Genomic DNA, 18,603 nt, shown 5'->3' on the forward strand with positions numbered 1-18,603 from the left:
CAAATCAAACGATTAGTCGCGCCGCCGGCTGTTTGATTCAATACCCATATCCCACTGCAAAACCTCGATAGCGCAGATGAACCGGCGAGCGCGCCAGTTAATCCGTGCCGGGCCAACTCATGCCTGCGAAAAGGCAACGGAGGCAGCGCGATGCAACTTCCTGATTGGACTTACGACCTTGTGCTGGTGGCGCTGGCCTACCTGCTGGGCGCGCTCTCGGCCCTGGGTTCTTCCTCGCCAGCGGTGGCGTTTCCCTACTGAGGTGCATGAGCCGGGCGTGGGCCGCGACGCCGGCCGGGAGCGCAAGGCACGAGCGGTAGGCCGAAGGCGCGGCCGACGACCCCTGTAACACGTCGGAAAGCCCAACTACCAACGTTTCAATTCGTAGCTATTTGGAGTGTTTAACATGGCAAAGCCCTATCACATGCTGCGCATTACCCTGAAGCCCAATGGCGAGTTCGTGGAGTCGGAGAGCGGTCGCTTGTTCTTCGATGACCAGCGCAAGCGATTCATTGACCTGTCCAACGTTCGGTTGCTGCGTTGCGGCGTCGACACGGTTCGTCAGTTGTACAACGGCATGATTCGCCCTGAAGTCATGGCGCTGTTCGAGCAGCCTGAAGAGTTCGTTAAATTTGCGGGCCACCAGTGGGCCAAGGGCAGGGTGGGGCGCGACTCTGGGTACCAGTACCGCCTGCAGAACGCCGACATGGGCGTGATCTTGCTGATCAAAAACCACAACGTGAAGCTCGAGAACATCGGCGCTCACCTCAAGTTCGAGATATCCCCTCACGCCCTGGATGGGGCGGATCCGCAATCACTTCAACGCCTGATGGATGACCTGGCGCGGGCTGTGCTGATGCACTGCGAAACCAATCAGTGTGCGGTGCACCTCGCCCTGGACGTGCAGGGTTGGGAGCCACCTCGTGACATCGTGGAGCACATGCATTGCCGGTCGCATCGGGTGCGCCAGATCACCGGGATTGAGCGCATTGAGTTCGACAGCAGCGCCTCCGTCTACGGTCGCGGCGAGACGTACATGTTCGGCTCCGCCAGTGGCCTGCAACTGTGCATCTACAACAAAACCATCCAGGCACGCGCCACCGACAAGCTCGATTACTGGAGCAACGTGTGGGCATCCCTCAACGGCGATCCGTTCGGTGATGGTGACCCTGCGTACAAGCCTGAAGAAGACGTTTGGCGCCTTGAGTTCCGTTTCCACCACTCGGTGATTCAGCAGTTCTCCGAAGGTTCCACGCTGTCCTCTGGTGAGGTGATCGGATGCCGCACCTATGCCGGCCTATGCCCGCACCTGCAAGGCCTCTGGCGCTATGCCTGCGACAACTTCCGCCTGTTCAAATCGAAGTCCCGCCTTGATCCGTTCTGGACCCTGATCTTCCAGGACGCAAAGGTCCAAGTGGAGGCCGATCCGCTGATTGATCGCACCGAGTACCGTCGCTACTACAAGACTGCACAGGGCTTCTCCGGGAAGAACTGCGAGATGTTCCTGGGCCAGTTTGTCAGCCTGATCGCACGGGAGCGCGTGAACATAAAAAAGGCTATTGAGGTCGGCAAGACGCTGCCGTTCTGGCACGTGATCGAGGATCACTACAAGGCCAAAGGCTTCACGACTGTCGACCTCGAAAAGCACATGCGCAAGCTGCTGAACGACCGGTATTTGCGACGGGGGTACTCCATCTAGTGAGCATCACCAAGCTCCCTGATGGTCGCTGGTTCGTCGATGTAGAGCCGATCAAGGGCAAGCGTTTCCGCAAGCGATTCAAGACCAAGGGTGAGGCTCAACGCTTCGAAGCTACTGTGCGTCAGAAGTGCATCGATAGCCCTGGTTGGAATCCCACGCCGAAGGATCGGCGACGGCTCCTGGAATTGCTCAACCGCTGGGGTGTTCTGCATGGTCACGCGCTGAGCGATTACGACGGACGTGAACTGCTGATGCGGCGAATGATGGAACGGCTCAAGAACCCTATCGGGCGGGCCTTCACGGCCATTCGGTTTGCGGAGTATCGAGCCAAGCGCCTTGCGGATGGCTACAGTCGAAAGACTCTCAACAATGAGCTGTCGTACCTGCGCGCGATGTTCAATTGCCTGATCCAGTTTGGTGAGGTGGACTACCCGAACCCGCTGGCGACACTGAAGCCGCTGAAGCTGCAAGAGAATGAGTTGGCCTATCTGGATCATGACCAGATCGCGGCGTTGTTCGACACGCTACGCCAGATGCCGCACGTCCACGTAGAGCTGATATCAGCCATTTGCCTTGCCACGGGTTGCCGATGGGGAGAGGCGCAGGGGCTTGTGCCATCCAGGGTGAAGGGAGCTGCCGTGCACTTCATCAACACCAAATCCAAGCGTCGACGCTCGATACCGATTTCACCCGAACTGGAGAGCAGAATTCTCGATCACTTCAAACGCTTCGGACCGTTCACCAACTGTCGCAACGCGTTTGATGAAGCTGTCACCAAGGCTGGTCTAGAGTTACCGCCAGGTCAGAAAGCACACGTCCTGCGACATACCTTCGCTAGCCACTTCATGGCGAACGGTGGCAACATCCTGTCCCTGCAAAAGATACTCGGCCATTCGACCCTGGCGATGACCATGCGCTATGCGCACCTCGCTCCAGGGCACATGCAGGACGTGCTAGCGTTCGGTCCCAGTAGAGATTTTCGACACTTCTTCGACACCTCACCGGAGTCGGCCACGGAAGCTGGAGAAAAAGCCTTGTAAATCAATATGGAAGGCAATCACGCCCGGTGGCGTGGCCGGGCTTCAAACCCGGTGGGGGACGGCAGCCGTTCCTGGGTGAGTTCGACTCTCACTGCCTTCCGCCAATTTCCTTTGCTTCGGTCCGCGCGGTTTGTCGCGCTCGTACTCGATTGCGGAGCGATTCAAAGTACTTTTTGTCTGCGGGTGCCGCAGGCGCCGATGTTACGCCCGCTATCAAAAGGTCTCTGGCAGGCCGCTTCAGCACATCATGATCCCGTCCTGGGGAATCAGGTCTTTGCAGGCTTCGACCTCTTCCGGTTCGAGCACCTTCAGCGACTGGATGTTGTGCCAGAACATCTCCTGCGGGTAGGGGCGGCGGAGCGTTTGGTCCATCACCAGGAAGTAGGGGCGGCTGATGATCTGATCCAGCGGAGGCACCACGCCGACGATCTGGATGCAGTGCAGTTCCGGGGTGGGGTCAGCATCGCAGGTGGTGGATACCAAGGCGTACTGGCCGAGCAGGGAGACGGGGTTCGCTGTGCCATAGCGGGTCATGGGGATACTCCTGAGGGCAAACCGCTGTTCTTCCACGCTTGTACTTCCACAGAATCCAATACTTGAAGAGACCTGATCTCTTCCCAGAACAGCTCTTCTGGCAGGTCGGACTCGAACGGAATGTCTCGTACCAAGAAATAGGGGTGGGCAAAAACCTCTGCCAATGGCGGTACAACTCCCAAGATTTGCACGCAGTACCAGCCAGGTGCGGAGCCTTCGCCGTGGGCCGTTTCTACCAGGGCGAATTTCCCTATCAGTGCTATTGCGGTGGAAAAGTCGTAGTCAGCCATGCACGGCTCCTAGGAAGGCCCTTGATTGGCACTTTTCGCCCGGTCTAATCGAGCCGCCTGCACGAGACTTCCAGTTCTATATCCGTTGATTCACTATGCGCATCGATGGACCACGGTGGTTCCTTGCGTGCTTTGGATGGCAGCTGAAAGCGGCTAAGCCAAGGTAGGCGGTTGGGCCAGACCCTGAGTCGGTCGAGCAACGCTTCAAGCCGGACCATCCAAACGGCAAGCATGAGTGACGAATATTTCGTCATTTCAATTGAGGCTATAGACGAACTATTCGTCAGTCAAATATTTCGTCAGTTTCTGCGAGCGCTTTTATGATCGACGAACGCCTTAGGGTTCTTGTCCGACACTTGGGGGCTGCGCGTTTGGCAGCTGAATCTGCCAACAGCAACCGTCGCCGCTGGCAGACGGTCGCCACGGACCTGAAGACCAAAACGCGAGTGGAAGACCTCGAGCAAGTGATCGCCGCGTTTCCGGAATACGAGCTTTGGCTGTGGAAGGGCGAAACGGACGCTGCGCGTGGGCAAATAGCCCCGGACGTGGATAGCTAGGGCCCTAGTAAACACGCTGTCCTGAGGTCGCGGCAGGCATTCCCGCAAGGATGAGGCGAGCCATGGTCAGACTGGACCAGTTCACCGAGGACCATCTGGAACTGAGCGACCTGTGGCGCTGGCAGGACGGCGTTCGCGAGGATGCGTTCCTGGTGCCGCTGGCCACGGCGGCGGAGGTGGCGCCCGGTGTTTCGTTGCTGCTGGTGCGGGCGCTGTTCCGGTTGCCGGCGGGCATCGAGTTGCAGGGGCTGCTGGTCTACGATCCGCTCGGGCAGGACGTGTACGCGGTGCAGGTGCTGATTGGCCGCGACAGCTATTCCTTCAACAAGTACCTGCCGGAGGCTTCCTTCGAGGAGGTGCTGGCATTGGCTGACCGTTTGAAGGTCAGCACCGGCGGTGTGCTGCCGCTGCGCTACAGCGTGGTGCGGCAGGCGTTGGCCGTGCGCGACGGTCAGTTCACGCTGTGGCTGAGTGGTGGCTTGTAGCGCTGCCAACCCTTACATGCGGCACAGCTGGTCTTCGCAGGGAATACCGTCGTGGTCGCCATCCATTTTCATGCCCGGACAGCTGCGCAAAAACGCCTTGGCCTCCGCGCAGGATGTCATCTGCGAGCAGTGTTGACGGCCGTCGCAACGCACGCTGAGCGTGGGCTCCGGCTTGCTTTCAAGTGCTGCGACGGGTTCTGCGGCAGGTTCGCTGGGCGCAGCGGGGGCGCTGACGGACGATGGCGCCGCGCGGAAGAAGCGCGACTGCCAGTTGGGGTTGTCCATGTACTGCCAGGCGAGCAGCGCAAGAACGGCGAGGAAGATCCCTTTCTTCATGGCGGTGGTCCAAGGTGAGTGCTCTGCGGAGTCTAGCGGGCGCCCTGGGCCGAGCGCCATCGGCAGCAAGCGGCGGGTTCAGCCAATGGCGAGGCCTTTCCGGCGGCGCCACTCATCCACCACTGCGCCCATGTCCGCTGGCGCGCCGCTGCGTATCCAGGCCATGAAGGCGCGGTCGAAGTGGAAGCCGTCGCCGCAGTGCTCGGTCATGAAGCGGCGGACGTTCTGGGTGTTGCGGTAGTGGGCGTCGAGCGGGGTCTGGCGGGTGATCGGGTCGCTGTGCCAGTCGAAGGCCATGGTGTCCGTTCCTGTGCCTTGGGGGAGCACCCGTTATAGCGCAATCGGCAGCCGCTGGCGCGGTCTGCCGAGGTGTTGCGGCGTCACTGGCCCCACATCATCCGCTGTTGCTGCGCCGAGTAATCGTCGCTTTGCAGGCGCACGCGGGTGGGCTGGCGTTCGAGGTTGTCTTCGCCGAAGGATTCGCGCACCGGCGATTCGATGGCGCTGAAGTGGCTGAAGTGCGGGGAGTCGGCGCAGCCGACCAGGGTGAAGCAGGCGAAGGTGACCACGGAGAGCTTGAGCATGGGACTTCCTCCTGAGGGGAGCCCCGAGCTTCGGCCGGCTGGATTAACGGCTGATTAACGCGTGGCGTTCTTCAGTGGCTGTCCGGCCCCTGGATTTCGCCGCCGTGGGCTGCTTCGCCGTCGCGGTGGTGCTCGGGTGGGTTGAGCGCGCGGCCGAGTATCTGCGCGACGACTTCGTCCTTGCCTTCGGTGTAGGCGTCGCGGTCGGTGGGGAAGCGCTTCGCCAGTTCGTGCTTCACCTGGGCGTAGAGCTGCGCGTCGTCGGGGTGGGTGCGCAGCCAGTCGCGGAACAGCAGGCGGCGCGAGGCGTCGCTCAGGTCCATGACGTGGACGTGGTGGCTGCGTCCGCTGCCCAGCGGCGGCATGCCTTTGACGAAGAACATCCGCGAGGTGTCGGGGTTTTCGGCCCAGTACTGGTAGCCCAGCTCTTGCAGCGGTTCGATCAGTTGGTGCGGGTCGCTGCCCGGTGGCGGCAGCAGGAGGATGTCGATGATCGGCTTGGCGTCCAGCCCCGGCACGGCGGTGCTGCCGATGTGCTCGATGCCGAGGCCGGGAAGGTCGGCGGCACGGGCGATGGCGTCGGCTTCTTCGGCGAAGCGCTGGGGCCAGCGGGGATCGGCGGCGACAACTTCGATGCGGTCTTCTTCGGCGTTGCTCCAGCGCTGGCCGTCGAATTCGGGGGCTTGCGGGGTCATGCGGTAACTCCAGCGGTGGGGCGGTGGGGGCGAGGGTTGGAGGTTGATCCGGTGGGCGGAGTTCCGAGTAATCCTGTAGGAGCGCCCCATGGGCGCGATCGCGGGCATGGCCCGCTCCTGCAACAGCTCCATGCCTCGCTATCCCATGTAGGGCGCATAACGCCTATGGCGTTATCCGCCGCCCTGGCGGATAACCCGTTCCGGGTTATTCGCCCTACGGGTGCCAGCGGTCAAGCACCGAGAAAAGACAGTTGCTCCTACAGGGGAAGCAGCGTCAATCCAGCACGTTCTGCAGCACTTCGTAGATGACGCCGGTGGCGATGGTCACCAGCAGCAGGTCGGTGCCGGCCTGCTGCCATTCGTAGCCGTCGTAGTGGGGGAGACGGCCGACTAGGCGGCCGTCGAGCTTTTTGGCGATGCCCGGCGGCAGCGGCTTGCCGCGGGCCAGGTTCTTCTGGATGCCAGACGGCAGCGCCGCGCCGGGGCTCCAGTAGTTGCGATTGTCGTTGAGGATGACCTGCACGCCGCCGATGTCGATGCTCGGGCCGCCTTGCCAGTTGTTGCCCTGATTGCCGTGCTGGCCGCCTTTGTCGTGTCCTTTGTTCTTGCCCGGATCGGCCATCAGCAGGGGGCTGGTGCCCAGCAGGGTGACGCCGATGACTGCCGCCAGAAGGGGGTTGATTCTGGACATGTCCGTGTTGCCTCCATGGTGAGACTCCTGTGCCGGTGAGCGTAGCCGTTGCCGCAACACTCCGGTGGCGGCCAAGTTGGCACATGCGTGCTGGCACTTCGTCGGCAGGCCGCGAACGGCGGGGCCTGCAGCGAGTCATAGAAGTATCTCAACCCCCCCGCCCGTGGAGGCGATAACAAGATGAAAATGTCCCTGGTTGTTGCAGTAGCCTGTGCAGTCGCACTCGGCACGACAGCCTTGCTGCCTGCCGACTTCTCGCCGATCAGTTCGGCCTATGCCAAGGGCGATGGTGGCGGTCACGGTGGTGGTAATGGCGGCGGAAACGGCGGTGGCCACGGCGGTGGCAAGGGCGATGCCGGTGGTAACCACGGCAGCAACAGCAATGGCGCGAACGACGGTGGCGAGCACGCCGGCAAGGCCACCCGCGACCATGGCCTGAGCGGCAATCACTACGGCAGCGAGAAGAACGACAGCAAGGGCCATGGGCAGGCGACATCCGCCGTGGCGCACTCCAGGGATACCCAGGGCAAGACCAAGGCTACGGCGATCTCCGCCACCAAGCCGGCCCACAAGAACACCCAGCACGACAATTGATCCACCACGGCCAGGGACGGCCGCTGTCCTTCACTGCACCGGGAAGTCGAAGTAGGTCTGCGGGTAAGGCTCGGTCTTCAGGGTGTAGTGCCACCACTCTGCGCTGTAAGGCTCGAAGCCGTGCCGCAGCATGGCCTGGCGCAGCGTCTCGCGGTTGCGCGTCTGCTGCACGCTGACCAGCGCCGTGCCGTGATGGGATATGGGCCCGAAGAAGTCGAACGGGCTCCCCATGTCCACCTCCTCTCCGGTTTTCGAATCCACCAGCGTGAGGTCGACAGTACTGCCGCGCGAGTGCCCGGAGTGCTTGGCGATGTAGCCGTCGCGGAACAGCGCGGGCTTGTCCAGCTGTGGGTAGTAGCGGGCCTTCTGGCGGATGTCCTGCGGGTCGGCGGCCCAGCGGCGGAAGTCTTCCACTGCGCGCTGCGGGCGATAGCCATCGAAGATCTTCAGCGCCAGGCCGCTCAGGGCAACGTCCTTTTCCACGGCAGCCAAGGCGGTGGCGGCTTCGCGGGTGAGGATGATCCGCGCCTTCTGGTAACCGTCGATGGGCTCGCCGACGAAGTTTTCGGTGCCGGCGTAGCGCACGTCATAGCGCGCGGTCTTCAGCACCTGGTCGAGATAGACGAAGCCTTCCTGGGTTGGCTGGTCGGCGCGTAGCGGCGGGCTGATGAGCAGGCAGAGCAGCAGCGTGAACTGCGCGCCTGCCCGGCTCATGGGCGCAGGGCCTGGACCCCGTCGTCGTCGGGGTCGAAGTTGTCCAGGTGCATGCGCTGGGCGAAGGCCTCCAGTGCGGCTTCGCCCTGGAGGAAGCGAGCGCGGGCGGCGCTCCAGTCGTCGGGCTTCAGGCGCACCATCCAGCCTTCGCCGTAGCAGTCCTGGTTGATCAGCCCTGGCCTGCGCACCACGGCTTCGTTGCTGGCCAGGACGGTGCCGTCCAGCGGGCTGCGCGCCGACGAGGCGGCCTTGGCGAATTCCACCACGCCGAAGCTGCGGTCGCAGTCGATGTGCCAGCCGTCGCGCTTGGGGGTGAAGGCGAATATCTGCCCGTAGACCGCGCAGCCGTAGGCGGTGAGCCCGAGGGTGACGGCGCCGCCTTCTTCCTCGCGCAGCCAGAGGTTGTAGTCGGGCGCGTAGAGCAGGTCGTCCGGGAACTCCAGGCCGTGCAGCTTCACAGCGTCAGCACCCGGTCGTACTCGAGGATCATGCGCGCCAGCTCGCCGCCGCTGGCGATCTCGTCGACTTCCTCGATCAGCCGGCTTTCGTCGATGGCCACGCCCGGTGCGCGGCACATCAGCAGGCGGGCGCCGGCTTCCTTGGCCTGCTGGATGAAGTGGCTGATGGGCTCTCCGTCTTCGGCGGCGTAGAGCGTGTCGGCGATGTCCTGGAAGGCCAGGCGTGTGCCTTCGCCGCTGAGGAAGAGGGTGACCTTGGCATCCATGCACGCCAGCAGGGTGGCGGTGTAGAAGGGCGCGGCGCAGCGCGCCGGGGTGCTCGGGCCGCTGCTGACGATGATCAGCACACGCTGGGGCTCAGGCGTGGACAAGGGCTTTCTCCAGTTGGACCAGGGCGATGCGCCGGCCCTGCGGGTCGGCGCGCTCGACGATGCCCTGCGGCTTGTAGCCCAGGCGTGCATAAAGCAGCAGGCCGGCGGCGTTGGCGTTGAAGCAGGACACCTTCATGACCTGCGCCTTGTACTGGTCGCGGGCGAGATTCTCCATGACCTCGATCAGGTACTGCGCGACGCCGTGCCGCCGCGCCCAGGGCGCGACCATCATGTTGCCCAGCGCGCAGAATTCGTGGGGTTGCCACTGGTAGAAGTTGGCGAAGCCCGCGACCCGGCCACCCTGCAGCGCCACGGTGCTGCCGCGCCGTTCGGCGATGGCGGCGGCGAGTTGGCCGATGGTCAGCGGCCAGCTCGCCTTGGGGTAGCAGTAGAAGAGTTCGTCGGCGTCCTGGGGAAAGCCGACCACCTCGCCGAGGTCGTCGGCGAGGGCGGGGCGGTGTTGCAGGGCGGGCTGGTTCACGCGGTCTCCCGTGTCATGGTCGGGCCGATCAGTGCGGCGGGTACTGGGCGATGATCTTCTGCACCGTCTCGCGGATCGCCGCTTCGCGCTCGGCGGGCGTCGGCGGGCTGCTGCGCATGATCTGCTCGCCGCTGCCGCGCCAGACCAGCTTGCCGTCCTTGCCGTCGAACATATCGACCTGGATGGTGGCGACCTTGTAGGTCACGGTGCGGCTCTCGGCCATGGGTGGCGGGCCCCAGTAGCCTCCCCAGTAACCGCCCCAGTAGCCGCCGCTGTAGGTGGTGACCTGGTCCTGGCGCTGGTCGACGATCAGGTAGGCGCGCAGTTTCACGTCGCCGGGGTTGCCGCCCTGTGCCTGGCGCAGGCCACGCTGGTCGAACTCGCCGGCAATCGCATCGCTGATGCGCTGCTCGGTGAGGTCGCTCTTGATGCGCGGATCATCCGGGCGGTACTCGAAGGCCGGCTGCGCCCAGCTCCAGGTCAGGTAGCGGGAAAAGTCGCGGGTGGTGTCGTAGTCGCGGCTGACGCTGGTGGTTTCGCAGGCGGCGAGGCCGAGCATCAGGCTCAGCAGCAGTGAACGGGACAGCAAACGGCGGATCATGATCGCAATACTCCTGTCAGAGAATTCCATCCAAGCGCAAGGCAGAAGGATTGGCAAGCGGGGAATGTTCCGCGTCTAGCGCGGTGCTTCCGGTTGCTAGAGTCGTCGCTCGTTCAAGGAATGGAGAAGGACATGAAGCATGGGCTGCCCGTGACGACACTGGGGATGCTGCTGCTTGCGGGATGCAGCTTCGACAGCGTGCGGCCGGCGCTGCCACAACCCGAGGTGGTGGCGCATCGAGCCGGCACGGCGGATGCACCAGAGAACACGCTGCTGGCGATAGGCAAGGCGCTGGCCAACCACAGCGATGTGCTCTGGCTGTCGGTGCAGGTGTCCGCCGATGGTGTTGCGATGCTGTACCGGCCGGCGGACCTCGCGGCATTGACCGATGCCCAGGGCGCCGTGGGTTCGAAGTCGCAGGAACAGCTGCGCCGGGTGAATGCGGGTTATCAGTTCAAGGATGCGGCGGGCAATTACCCGTACCGCGCGCAGCCGCAGGCGATCCCGACACTGGCCGAGGCACTGCAGGCCATTGCACCGACAGTGCCGGTGTTCCTCGATATCAAGGCGCAACCGGTGGGCGAGGTCATCGACGCGGTGGCCCGCACGCTGGATCAGCAACAGGCGTGGTCGCGGGTGCGTTTCTACTCCACCGAGCGTGATGCCAGCGATTACCTGGCACAGCACTACGGCGACCGCGCGCGGCGCTTCGAGAGCCGCGACGCCACGCGTAACCGGCTGGTCGATCTGGCGCTGGCCGGCCGTTGTTCGCCACCGGCCGATGGCACCTGGATGGGCATCGAGCTGGAGCGCGATCTGACGGTGACGGAGCAATTCACCCTGGGCTCGTCGTCCTACCCGGTGAAGCCTGCGCGGCTGTGGACGCCGCAGGCGATGGCCTGCGTGCGCCGCGCCAAGGGGACGAAGGTGGTGATGTTCGGCATCAATTCCGCAGCCGCCTATGGCGCGGCGCGCGAATTGGGAGCGGATGCGGTGATGGTGGACTCGCCGGCGAGCGTGCCTGCCTACCGGCGCGCCGGGCTTCAGCCCGGCGGGTAACCGTCCATGGCCTTGCGCGCGGCTTCGCGCAGGGCGCGGGCCTGGTCGGTCTGGCTGCTGGCGTTTTCGTATTCGGCGCTGCCACTCCAGATTTCCTGGTGGTTATGGGCGTCGTACAGGGCGATGCGCACCACGCTGACGGTGACCACGTAGGTGCGGGTGACGGGGTAGGAAGCGCCGCCGTACCAGGGGTCGTTCCAGCCGCCGTAGTAGCCGCCGCCGTAATAGTCGGTGGTCTGCCGGGTGCGTTGCTCGCTGGACAGGTGCGCGCTGACGCTCAGGTCCGCCGGGGTATTCGAGCGTGCCGGGCGCAGGCCGCGCTGGTCGAGGGCTTCGCTGACGGCGTCCTGCAGCGGGCCACCGAAACCGCTGCCGTCCATCCAGCTCCACGAGCGGTAGCGCCCGTAGTCCAGCGGCGGGGCCGGGTAGCTGCCGGGGTCGAGGCCGGGGTTGGCGGCCTGCGCGGGGGCGGGCGGGATCGGCAGCGAGGTGTTGCTGTAGGGGTTCTGGCCCTGGCAGGCAGCCAGGGCGCTGAGCAGCGGCAGGATCAACAGGTAACGCGGCATGACGGACTCCGGCACACCGGTTTGGTAAGGCGTGCGCAGTGGCAACTATGCACCTAATCCTGCGGCCGGCACAGCCAGTGCAGGTAGCGGCCAAGGCCGGCGAAGGCGGGATGTCGACGGTATTGCAGTTCCATCTCCACCAGGTCCAAAGGCTCGGCCTTGTGCTGGAACTCCACCGGCATGTAGTCGTGGAACACCCGCACGCCGCTGCGCGCCTCGATGCTCCAGTGCCCGGCCATGGCGGCTTCGAGTACGCGCGGGTCGAGCGGTTCCTGCGGGGTCAGGCTCTGGCCCTCGCCGGAGAAACGGTTCTTGCGCAGCTTGCGGAAGTGGCCCTTGAGCAGGTTGCGGTAGATCAGCGCGTCGCGGTTGTAGAAGGCCAGGGACAGCCAGCCATCGGTACGGGTCAGCTGGTGCAGCACCGGCAGGATCGCCAGCGGTTCGGCCAGCCATTCCAGCACGGCGTGGCAGATCACCAGGTCATAGGGTTCATTGAGCTGGCCGAGCAGGTCCTGCCAGGGCGCGGCGATGAAGGTGGCCTGCAGGCCGGCTTCGTCGAAGCGCTGGCGTGCGCCTTCGAGCATCGGCGCGGCGGGCTCGGCGAGGGTGACGTCGTGGCCGCGTCCGGCCAGCCACAGCGACATGTGGCCCAGCCCTGCGCCGATATCCAGCACGCGCAGCGGGCGGTCGGGCAGCGCCTCGGCGAGGTCGGCCTGCAGCACGGCAAGGCGAATGGCACCCTTGGCGCCGCCATAGATCTTTTCGGCGAAGCGCGTGGCCAGTTCGTCGAAATGGCGGTCGCCGGTCTTCGGGGAATCGCTCACTTGGCGCCCCCCTCGATGAAGCGCCGCTCGCTGTCGGCCAGCTTGGCGAGCACGGCCTGGTCCATGTCGATGCCCAGTTCCGCGCACATCAGCAGCAGGTAAAGGACGATGTCACCGACTTCCTGCCCGGCGTGGGCGAGTTTCTCCGGCGGCAGCTGGCGCGATTCGTCCTCGCGCAGCCACTGGAAGATTTCCACCAGCTCGGCCATTTCCACACTGGCCGCCATGGCCAGGTTCTTCGGGCTGTGGAAGCGACTCCAGTCGTTGTGGTCGCGGATGGCGTGCAGGCGCGCGGTGATGGCTTCGAGGTTCATGCAGATGGGGCTCCAACGTGAGCCCCATAGCTTCAAGCCTGGCGCGTCAAACGTCCAGCGGGCTCCAGCTGCCGGCCATGTGCGGCAGGCCGTCCTTGCCGCGCAGGCTGAACTGCCCGGAAGGCGCCGGCTCGCTGGCCAGCAGGTTGACCTGGGACGGCAGCAGCACCGGCTTCTGGAAGCGCACGTCGACCCGATAGCCGGCCATCGGCAGGCGCTCGCCCAGGGCGGCCAGACTGCGCGCCTTGTTCCACAGACCATGGGCGATGGCGCGGGGGAAGCCGAACAGCTTGGCGCTGGCGGCGGACAGGTGGATCGGGTTGTAGTCGCCGGCCACGCGGGCGTAGCGCCGGCCGATGTCCGCCGGGCAGTTCCAGGCGTCGATCTGCTCCAGCGGAAGCTCGGCCACCTCTTCGCGAGCCGGCGGCGTGCCGTCCAGGCGCATGCCGCGGAACAGGATGCGACTGTCACCCTCCCAGAGCAGCCCGAGCTGGTCGTGCAGTTGGGTGATGATGCTGAAGGTCACGCCTTTCTCGTGGGGCTGCAGGTCGTCCACCCGCACGCTGACGTTGAACGGCCCCAGGCCGCCGAGCGGACGCAACACGCTGATACGGTTTTCCAGGTGCACCAGGCCCAGCAGCGGGAAGGGGAAGCGCGCGTCCGTCAGCAGGCCCATCTGCAGGCCGAAGGCGAGGATGTGCGGGTAGGTGGGCGGCAGCAGGTGGTTGTCGGCGAAGCCACAGACCTTGCGATAACGCTCCAGGTGCTTCGGGTCGACCGTGACCTGGCAGCGCAAGCCGCGGGTCGGCAGGCTGCGGCCACGCACGCCGCGGCGCACGGCGGCGCGGGCGAACAGGCCGGTGAGGGCGGGTGGGGCGGACAGGTCAAGCCAATCGCGGGGCATCGGGTATCTCCTGACGAATATTCACTCAGCTTAGCCGCCGGTCACCGGCGGGCATTGGCCGTGGCAACGCGGCGCGCGGCAGGCAAGTCAATGTGACCGTCCGATTGCCCGGATATTTCCCGCACGCTTGTTCCTGATTCTCTTGAGGGGCGATAGGAAAGCTGCCTAAGATGGGCCCGCCTCATGGATAACTAGAAAAAACACCATGCGTGATCTGACCGACGATGTGGCGCTGATGCGCCCGGTGATCGACGCCCTGCGCGCCAGCGGTACCGACCCCGACCGCGTGCTGGCTCGCGTCGGCCTGCCTGCCGGCAGCCTGCCTGCCGGACGATTCCCCCACAGCGCACAGAACCTGTTCTGGAAGGCGGCCGCCGAAGAGTGCGGCGAAGAGCACGTCGGCCTCTATCTGGCCGGCCACCTGCCCGCGTTCCATGGCCTGCTGCTGGAATACCTGTTCCTTTCCAGCGCCACCTTCGGCGAAGGCCTGCGTCATGCCCTGCGTTACGTGCGCCTGCTCTCCGACACCCTCAACGCCCGCCTGGAAGTAGAGGGCGAGAAGGCCGTGCTGCTGCTCGGCCACACCGCCGGGACCAACCGGCACTTCCCCGAAATGCTCGCCGGTGCGGTGGTTCGCCTGTTCCACGCGCTCACCGAGGGCGACTTCAAGCCCCAGCAAGTGCAACTGATGCACGAGGAAGGCGCGCCCGCCGAGCGTTACCGCGAGGTCTACGGCTGCCCGGCGGTGCTGGGCGCTGATCGCTATGCGCTGGTGTTCGACGCCGAAGTGCTGGAGAAGCCCTCACGCCATGCCGCGCCGGAACTGCTGCGCATGCACGAGTCCCTGGCGCGCCGGCAACTGGCGGAAGTGGAGCGGCTGGACCTGGTGCGCAAGGTGCGCGAACTGATCGGCGTGCTGCTGGTGGATGGCGGCGCGACGCTGGAGCAGGTCGCCGCCCGTCTCGACATGCCCGCCCGCCGTCTGCGTGAGCGCCTGGCCATGGCCGGGGTGCGCTTCAACGACCTGGTCACCGACTACCGCTGCCGCCTGGCCAAGGAGCTGCTGCTCAAGACCGACGAGCGCATCGAGGTGATCGTCGAACGCACCGGCTTCTCCGAGCCGAGCACCTTCTACCGCGCCTTCAAGCGCTGGGTCGGCGAGACCCCGGTGGAGTTCCGCCGCCGTGGTCGCCCGCAACCGCCGGCGGAGTGATCGAACCGTTTCGAGTCCGCCTCTGGCTAGGCTTTGCCGGTCAAATCCCGCCAAGGTACGCCCGATGCAAAGCCGAATCCGCCAGACCCTGCTGCTGTCCACCGTCCTGCTGCTGAGCGCTGAGCACGCCATGGCGGGGGAAATGGAGCAGACGGCGTTCGCCCGCCTGGACCGCGACGGCAGCGGTTTCATCGAGGCCGATGACCTGTCCGCCATGCGCGTGCGCATGTTCCACCGGCTGGATCGCAACCAGGACGGACTGCTCACCCGCGAGGAAGTGACCCCACCCAACCCCAGCGTGAACGTCTCCCCCAACGCCATTGCCTGGCCGGACCGGGATGGCGACGGCAAGGTCAGCCAGGCGGAGTTCATGACCCAGGAGCCGGCGCTGATCGTGCGCGCGGACCGCGATGGCGATCACCGGGTGAGTGCGGAAGAGTTTCGCGAACTGGTGGCGGCGCGGGGGTGATTGAGCGCTGGCACCCGTAGGGCGAATAACCCGGAACGGGTTATCCGCCAAGACGGCGGATAACGCCGCAGGCGTTATGCGCCCTACACCGAAGATCGAGGTACGGAGCTGTTGTACAAGCTGGCCATGCCGGATCAGGCGCCCAACAGGCTCTGCCCACAAACCCGCAGCACTTGCCCGCTTACCGCGCCTGAACCCGGCTGGGCGAACCACGCCACGGCTTCGGCAACGTCCTGCGGCAGGCCGCCCTGGCCCATGGAGTTCATGCGTCGGCCAGCCTCGCGGATGGTCAGCGGGATGGCGGCGGTCATCTGGGTTTCGATGAAGCCCGGCGCCACCGCGTTGATGCTGATGCCCTTCTTGCCCAGCGTCGGCGCCCAGGCCTGCGCCAGGCCGATCAGGCCGGCCTTGCTCACCGCATAGTTGGTCTGACCCATGTTGCCGGCGATGCCGCTGATGGAGGCGAGCAGCACCACGCGGCCGTCGTCGTGCAGCTTGCCGGCGTCCAGCAGGGCCTGGGTCAGCACCTGCGGGGCCTTGAGGTTCACGTCGATCACCGAATTCCAGAAGGCTTCGCTCATCTTGGCGACGGTCTTGTCACGGGTGATGCCGGCGTTGTGCACCACGATGTCCACGCCCTCGGGCAGTGCTGCCACCAGCTGTGCACCAGCGTCGGCGGCGCAGATGTCCAGTGCCACGCCTCGCCCGCCCAGGCGCGCGGCCAGCGCGTCGAGGGCATCCTTGGCCGGCGGTACGTCCAGCAGCACCACGTCGGCGCCATCACGGGCGAGGGTCTCGGCGATGGCTGCGCCGATGCCACGGGCGGCGCCGGTTACCAGCGCGCGCTTGCCCACCAGCGGGCGGCTCCAGTCCTGTACCTGCTTGTCGTAGGCGGACAGGCGCACCACCTGCCCCGACACATAGGCGCTCTTGGGCGAGAGGAAGAAGCGCAGCGCGCCTTCGAGCTGGTCCTCGGCGCCCTTGCCGACGTACACCAGCTGGACGTTGCCGCCGCGGCGGATTTCCTTGCCCAGCGAGCGGCTGAAGCCTTCCAGGCTGCGCTGCACGCTGGCGGCGATGGGGTCTTTGACCGACTCCGGCGCGCGGCCGAGGATCACCACATGCGGGCATTTGTCCAGGCCCTTGAGGGCGCCCTGGAAGAAGGTGCGCAGCTCGAGGGTCTGCTCGAAACGGGTCAGGCCGCTGGCGTCGAAGACGATAGCCTTGAGCTTCGGCCCATGCTCGGCAGTCCAGCGTGGCAGGCCGTACTGGCCGTCGCTGAAGGAGAGCACCGCATCGGTCAGGCGCTCGGCGAAGGGCAGCACCGCCTCGTTCAGGTTGCCCTCGCCGCCGAGCAGCAGCGCCCCGTCCACCGGCCGCGTGCGCCCGGCGCTCCAGCGCTCCAGGCGGACCGGCGCAGGCAGGCCGAGGGCTCCGACCAGGCGGCGGCCGACGTTGGAGTTGGCGAAGGCGATGTAGCGATCGGTCATGGAACGGGCTCCTGCACAGGGTCTCTAAAGTGCTGACCACTCTACGCAGCGGCGGGTTCGGCGCAATTGACCGCGCTGACCTGCGCAACGGCGGGGCGGCCAATGCGACACAAGCGGCTAAGGTTAGCCTTGACCGCACTTCAACGCTCATTCTCAGGAGCCCTGCATGACCCAACTGCGCCGGGTCGCCATCGTCGGCGGCAACCGTATTCCCTTCGCCCGCTCCAACACCGTGTATGCCACGGCGAGCAACCAGGAGATGCTGACCTCCGCGCTGGACGGGCTGATCGAGCGCTACAAGCTGCACGGCGAGCGCCTGGGCGAGGTCGTCGCCGGCGCAGTGCTCAAGCATTCGCGCGACTTCAACCTGACCCGCGAGTGCGTGCTGGGCACGCGCCTGGCGCCGGAAACCCCGGCCTATGACATCCAGCAGGCCTGCGGCACCGGCCTGGAAGCGGCGATCCTGGTGGCCAACAAGATCGCCCTCGGGCAGATCGACTGCGGCATTGCCGGCGGCGTGGACACCACCTCCGATGCGCCCATCGGCGTCAACGAAGGGCTGCGCAAGATCCTGCTGGAAGCCAACCGCGGCAAGTCCAACGGCGAGAAGATCAGGAGCCTGCTGAAGATTCGCCCGCGCCACCTGATGCCGCACATCCCGAAAAACGGCGAGCCGCGTACCGGGCTGTCGATGGGCGAGCACTGCGAACTGATGGCGCAGACCTGGGCCATCCCGCGCGATGAGCAGGACAAGCTGGCCTTCGAGAGTCATCACAAGCTGGCTGCTGCCTACGACGAAGGCTGGCAGAACGACCTGATGACGCCCTTCCGTGGCCTGGTGCGCGACCAGAATCTGCGCCCGGACATCAACCTGGAGAAGATCGGCACCTTGAAGCCGGTGTTCGAGCGCGGCTCGCGCGGTACCCTGACGGCGGCCAATTCCACGCCGCTGACCGATGGCGCCTCGGTAGTGCTGCTGGCCAGCGAGGAGTGGGCGAAGGAGCGCGGCCTGCCGATCCTGGCGTACTTCAAGGATGGCGAAGCGGCGGCGGTGGATTTCGTCGGCGGACACGAGGGCCTGCTGATGGCGCCGGTCTACGCGGTGCCGCACCTGCTGGCGCGCAACGGCCTGACCCTGCAGGACTTCGACTTCTACGAAATCCACGAAGCCTTTGCCGCGCAGGTGCTGTGCACCCTCAAGGCCTGGGAGGACGCGGACTACTGCAAGACCCGCCTCGGCCTCGACGCACCATTGGGCTCGATCGATCGAAGCAAGCTCAACGTGAAGGGCAGCTCGCTGGCCGCCGGCCACCCGTTCGCGGCCACCGGTGGGCGCATCGTCGCCAACCTCGCCAAGCTGCTGGATGGCGCTGGCAAGGGGCGCGGGCTGATCTCCATCTGTGCGGCAGGCGGTCAAGGTGTGACCGCGATCATCGAACGGTAATCCAATACAGCGGGACCGATGTTTTTCGGTCCCGCGATGTAGCAACTCCGTGACTTCAGGCGGCACCGCGCGAGCGGCGCCGCCTTTTTTTATCCGTGATTGCGGGCGTTACCCGTAGGAGCGGGCCATGCCCGCGGTCGCGGACAAAGTCCGCTCCGGCAAGGGGCCGCCCTCGTTTGGGGGCGGGCGC

General features: G+C 65.4%; 26 protein-coding genes and 1 tRNA gene. 10 read left to right on the forward strand and 17 right to left on the reverse strand.

Annotated elements, in window-relative coordinates:
• The first annotated feature begins 406 nt into the window (after positions 1 to 406).
• The 3 genes from IB273_RS25400 to IB273_RS25410 all read left to right on the forward strand — a co-directional run bounded on the left by IB273_RS25400 (position 407) and on the right by IB273_RS25410 (position 2,843).
• On the forward strand, positions 407 to 1,699 hold the full coding sequence (locus IB273_RS25400; RefSeq protein ID WP_169936338.1) for a hypothetical protein: 1,293 nt from the start codon (positions 407 to 409) through the stop codon (positions 1,697 to 1,699).
• On the forward strand, positions 1,699 to 2,739 hold the full coding sequence (locus IB273_RS25405; protein WP_192225310.1) for a tyrosine-type recombinase/integrase: 1,041 nt from the start codon (positions 1,699 to 1,701) through the stop codon (positions 2,737 to 2,739). The genes IB273_RS25400 and IB273_RS25405 overlap by 1 nt, the downstream gene beginning before the upstream one ends.
• Before the next feature lie 8 nt (positions 2,740 to 2,747).
• Positions 2,748 to 2,843 (forward strand) — tRNA-Sec (locus tag IB273_RS25410).
• A 133-nt stretch (positions 2,844 to 2,976) separates the two neighbouring features.
• On the opposite strand, the gene IB273_RS25415 is transcribed toward IB273_RS25410, so the two are convergent.
• Entirely contained in the window at positions 2,977 to 3,273 is a 297-nt protein-coding gene (locus IB273_RS25415) for a hypothetical protein (RefSeq protein WP_192225311.1), read from the reverse strand.
• Entirely contained in the window at positions 3,270 to 3,563 is a 294-nt protein-coding gene (locus tag IB273_RS25420) for a hypothetical protein (protein ID WP_192225312.1), read from the reverse strand. The genes IB273_RS25415 and IB273_RS25420 overlap by 4 nt, the downstream gene beginning before the upstream one ends.
• A 320-nt stretch (positions 3,564 to 3,883) precedes the next feature.
• Between IB273_RS25420 and IB273_RS25425 the strand changes: the two genes are divergently transcribed.
• Both IB273_RS25425 and IB273_RS25430 read left to right on the forward strand, forming a co-directional pair.
• Positions 3,884 to 4,120, forward strand: a complete 237-nt coding sequence (locus IB273_RS25425; protein WP_081515731.1) for a DNA-binding protein — start codon at positions 3,884 to 3,886, stop codon at positions 4,118 to 4,120.
• Between the two features lie 62 nt (positions 4,121 to 4,182).
• Positions 4,183 to 4,605, forward strand: a complete 423-nt coding sequence (locus IB273_RS25430; protein ID WP_192225313.1) for a hypothetical protein — start codon at positions 4,183 to 4,185, stop codon at positions 4,603 to 4,605.
• 12 nt (positions 4,606 to 4,617) lie between these two features.
• Here IB273_RS25430 and IB273_RS25435 read toward each other — a convergent pair whose 3' ends face one another.
• From IB273_RS25435 to IB273_RS25455, 5 genes are all read right to left on the reverse strand, one after another.
• Entirely contained in the window at positions 4,618 to 4,941 is a 324-nt protein-coding gene (locus IB273_RS25435) for an excalibur calcium-binding domain-containing protein (RefSeq protein ID WP_192225314.1), read from the reverse strand.
• A gap of 78 nt (positions 4,942 to 5,019) precedes the next feature.
• Positions 5,020 to 5,238, reverse strand: coding sequence for a DUF6434 domain-containing protein (locus tag IB273_RS25440; protein ID WP_151188427.1), 219 nt, complete (start codon positions 5,236 to 5,238; stop codon positions 5,020 to 5,022).
• 83 nt (positions 5,239 to 5,321) lie between these two features.
• Positions 5,322 to 5,525: a hypothetical protein gene (locus IB273_RS25445; protein ID WP_045216516.1), complete on the reverse strand. Its 204-nt coding sequence runs from the start codon at positions 5,523 to 5,525 to the stop codon at positions 5,322 to 5,324.
• Between the two features lie 71 nt (positions 5,526 to 5,596).
• Positions 5,597 to 6,220 carry a GrpB family protein gene (locus IB273_RS25450; protein ID WP_192225315.1) on the reverse strand — a complete coding sequence of 208 codons (624 nt, stop codon included), beginning with the start codon at positions 6,218 to 6,220 and terminating at the stop codon, positions 5,597 to 5,599.
• A 274-nt stretch (positions 6,221 to 6,494) separates the two neighbouring features.
• On the reverse strand, positions 6,495 to 6,911 hold the full coding sequence (locus IB273_RS25455) for an anti-virulence regulator CigR family protein (protein WP_192225316.1): 417 nt from the start codon (positions 6,909 to 6,911) through the stop codon (positions 6,495 to 6,497).
• Between the two features lie 180 nt (positions 6,912 to 7,091).
• Here IB273_RS25455 and IB273_RS25460 point away from each other — a divergent pair, with 180 nt between their 5' ends.
• Entirely contained in the window at positions 7,092 to 7,505 is a 414-nt protein-coding gene (locus IB273_RS25460; protein ID WP_192225317.1) for a hypothetical protein, read from the forward strand.
• A gap of 30 nt (positions 7,506 to 7,535) precedes the next feature.
• Here IB273_RS25460 and IB273_RS25465 read toward each other — a convergent pair whose 3' ends face one another.
• From IB273_RS25465 to IB273_RS25485, 5 genes are read right to left on the reverse strand one after another with little or no spacing between them, the layout of a single operon-like run.
• The gene (locus IB273_RS25465; RefSeq protein ID WP_192225318.1) at positions 7,536 to 8,219 is read right to left on the reverse strand and encodes a M15 family metallopeptidase; all 684 of its coding nucleotides are present in this window, start codon (positions 8,217 to 8,219) and stop codon (positions 7,536 to 7,538) included.
• Entirely contained in the window at positions 8,216 to 8,677 is a 462-nt protein-coding gene (locus tag IB273_RS25470) for a glycine cleavage system protein H (protein ID WP_151188423.1), read from the reverse strand. The genes IB273_RS25465 and IB273_RS25470 overlap by 4 nt, the downstream gene beginning before the upstream one ends.
• The gene (locus IB273_RS25475) at positions 8,674 to 9,048 is read right to left on the reverse strand and encodes a DsrE family protein (protein ID WP_081515751.1); all 375 of its coding nucleotides are present in this window, start codon (positions 9,046 to 9,048) and stop codon (positions 8,674 to 8,676) included. The genes IB273_RS25470 and IB273_RS25475 overlap by 4 nt, the downstream gene beginning before the upstream one ends.
• Entirely contained in the window at positions 9,035 to 9,529 is a 495-nt protein-coding gene (locus IB273_RS25480; protein WP_081515753.1) for a GNAT family N-acetyltransferase, read from the reverse strand. The genes IB273_RS25475 and IB273_RS25480 overlap by 14 nt, the downstream gene beginning before the upstream one ends.
• Positions 9,530 to 9,557: 28 nt before the next feature.
• The gene (locus tag IB273_RS25485) at positions 9,558 to 10,118 is read right to left on the reverse strand and encodes a DUF4136 domain-containing protein (protein WP_412548099.1); all 561 of its coding nucleotides are present in this window, start codon (positions 10,116 to 10,118) and stop codon (positions 9,558 to 9,560) included.
• Positions 10,119 to 10,262: 144 nt separating this feature from the next.
• On the opposite strand from IB273_RS25485, the gene IB273_RS25490 reads away from it, so the two are divergent.
• A complete protein-coding gene (locus IB273_RS25490; protein WP_192225319.1) occupies positions 10,263 to 11,189 on the forward strand; it encodes a glycerophosphodiester phosphodiesterase family protein in 927 nt (308 codons plus the stop codon).
• Here IB273_RS25490 and IB273_RS25495 read toward each other — a convergent pair.
• From IB273_RS25495 to IB273_RS25510, 4 genes are read right to left on the reverse strand one after another with little or no spacing between them, the layout of a single operon-like run.
• On the reverse strand, positions 11,174 to 11,755 hold the full coding sequence (locus IB273_RS25495) for a DUF4136 domain-containing protein (protein WP_192225320.1): 582 nt from the start codon (positions 11,753 to 11,755) through the stop codon (positions 11,174 to 11,176). The two genes, IB273_RS25490 and IB273_RS25495, sit on opposite strands and share 16 nt — an antisense overlap.
• A gap of 53 nt (positions 11,756 to 11,808) precedes the next feature.
• On the reverse strand, positions 11,809 to 12,579 hold the full coding sequence (locus IB273_RS25500) for a methyltransferase domain-containing protein (RefSeq protein WP_192225321.1): 771 nt from the start codon (positions 12,577 to 12,579) through the stop codon (positions 11,809 to 11,811).
• The gene (locus IB273_RS25505; RefSeq protein WP_017520638.1) at positions 12,576 to 12,893 is read right to left on the reverse strand and encodes a nucleotide pyrophosphohydrolase; all 318 of its coding nucleotides are present in this window, start codon (positions 12,891 to 12,893) and stop codon (positions 12,576 to 12,578) included. The genes IB273_RS25500 and IB273_RS25505 overlap by 4 nt, the downstream gene beginning before the upstream one ends.
• A 46-nt stretch (positions 12,894 to 12,939) precedes the next feature.
• A complete protein-coding gene (locus IB273_RS25510) occupies positions 12,940 to 13,797 on the reverse strand; it encodes a MaoC family dehydratase (protein ID WP_192225322.1) in 858 nt (285 codons plus the stop codon).
• A gap of 205 nt (positions 13,798 to 14,002) precedes the next feature.
• Between IB273_RS25510 and IB273_RS25515 the strand changes: the two genes are divergently transcribed.
• Together IB273_RS25515 and IB273_RS25520 are read left to right on the forward strand one after the other, a co-directional pair.
• A complete protein-coding gene (locus IB273_RS25515; RefSeq protein WP_081520040.1) occupies positions 14,003 to 15,010 on the forward strand; it encodes an AraC family transcriptional regulator in 1,008 nt (335 codons plus the stop codon).
• 64 nt (positions 15,011 to 15,074) lie between these two features.
• Positions 15,075 to 15,479, forward strand: a complete 405-nt coding sequence (locus tag IB273_RS25520; protein WP_081520041.1) for an EF-hand domain-containing protein — start codon at positions 15,075 to 15,077, stop codon at positions 15,477 to 15,479.
• 134 nt (positions 15,480 to 15,613) lie between these two features.
• Here IB273_RS25520 and IB273_RS25525 read toward each other — a convergent pair whose 3' ends face one another.
• Complete coding sequence (locus IB273_RS25525; RefSeq protein ID WP_192225323.1) at positions 15,614 to 16,969, reverse strand: 3-oxoacyl-ACP reductase; 1,356 nt, start codon at positions 16,967 to 16,969, stop codon at positions 15,614 to 15,616.
• 166 nt (positions 16,970 to 17,135) lie between these two features.
• Between IB273_RS25525 and IB273_RS25530 the strand changes: the two genes are divergently transcribed.
• The gene (locus IB273_RS25530; RefSeq protein WP_192225324.1) at positions 17,136 to 18,413 is read left to right on the forward strand and encodes an acetyl-CoA C-acetyltransferase; all 1,278 of its coding nucleotides are present in this window, start codon (positions 17,136 to 17,138) and stop codon (positions 18,411 to 18,413) included.
• The last annotated feature ends 190 nt before the right edge of the window (positions 18,414 to 18,603 follow it).

It is taken from the genome of Pseudomonas sp. PDM19 (assembly GCF_014852215.1).
Classification (GTDB): Bacteria; Pseudomonadota; Gammaproteobacteria; order Pseudomonadales; family Pseudomonadaceae; genus Pseudomonas.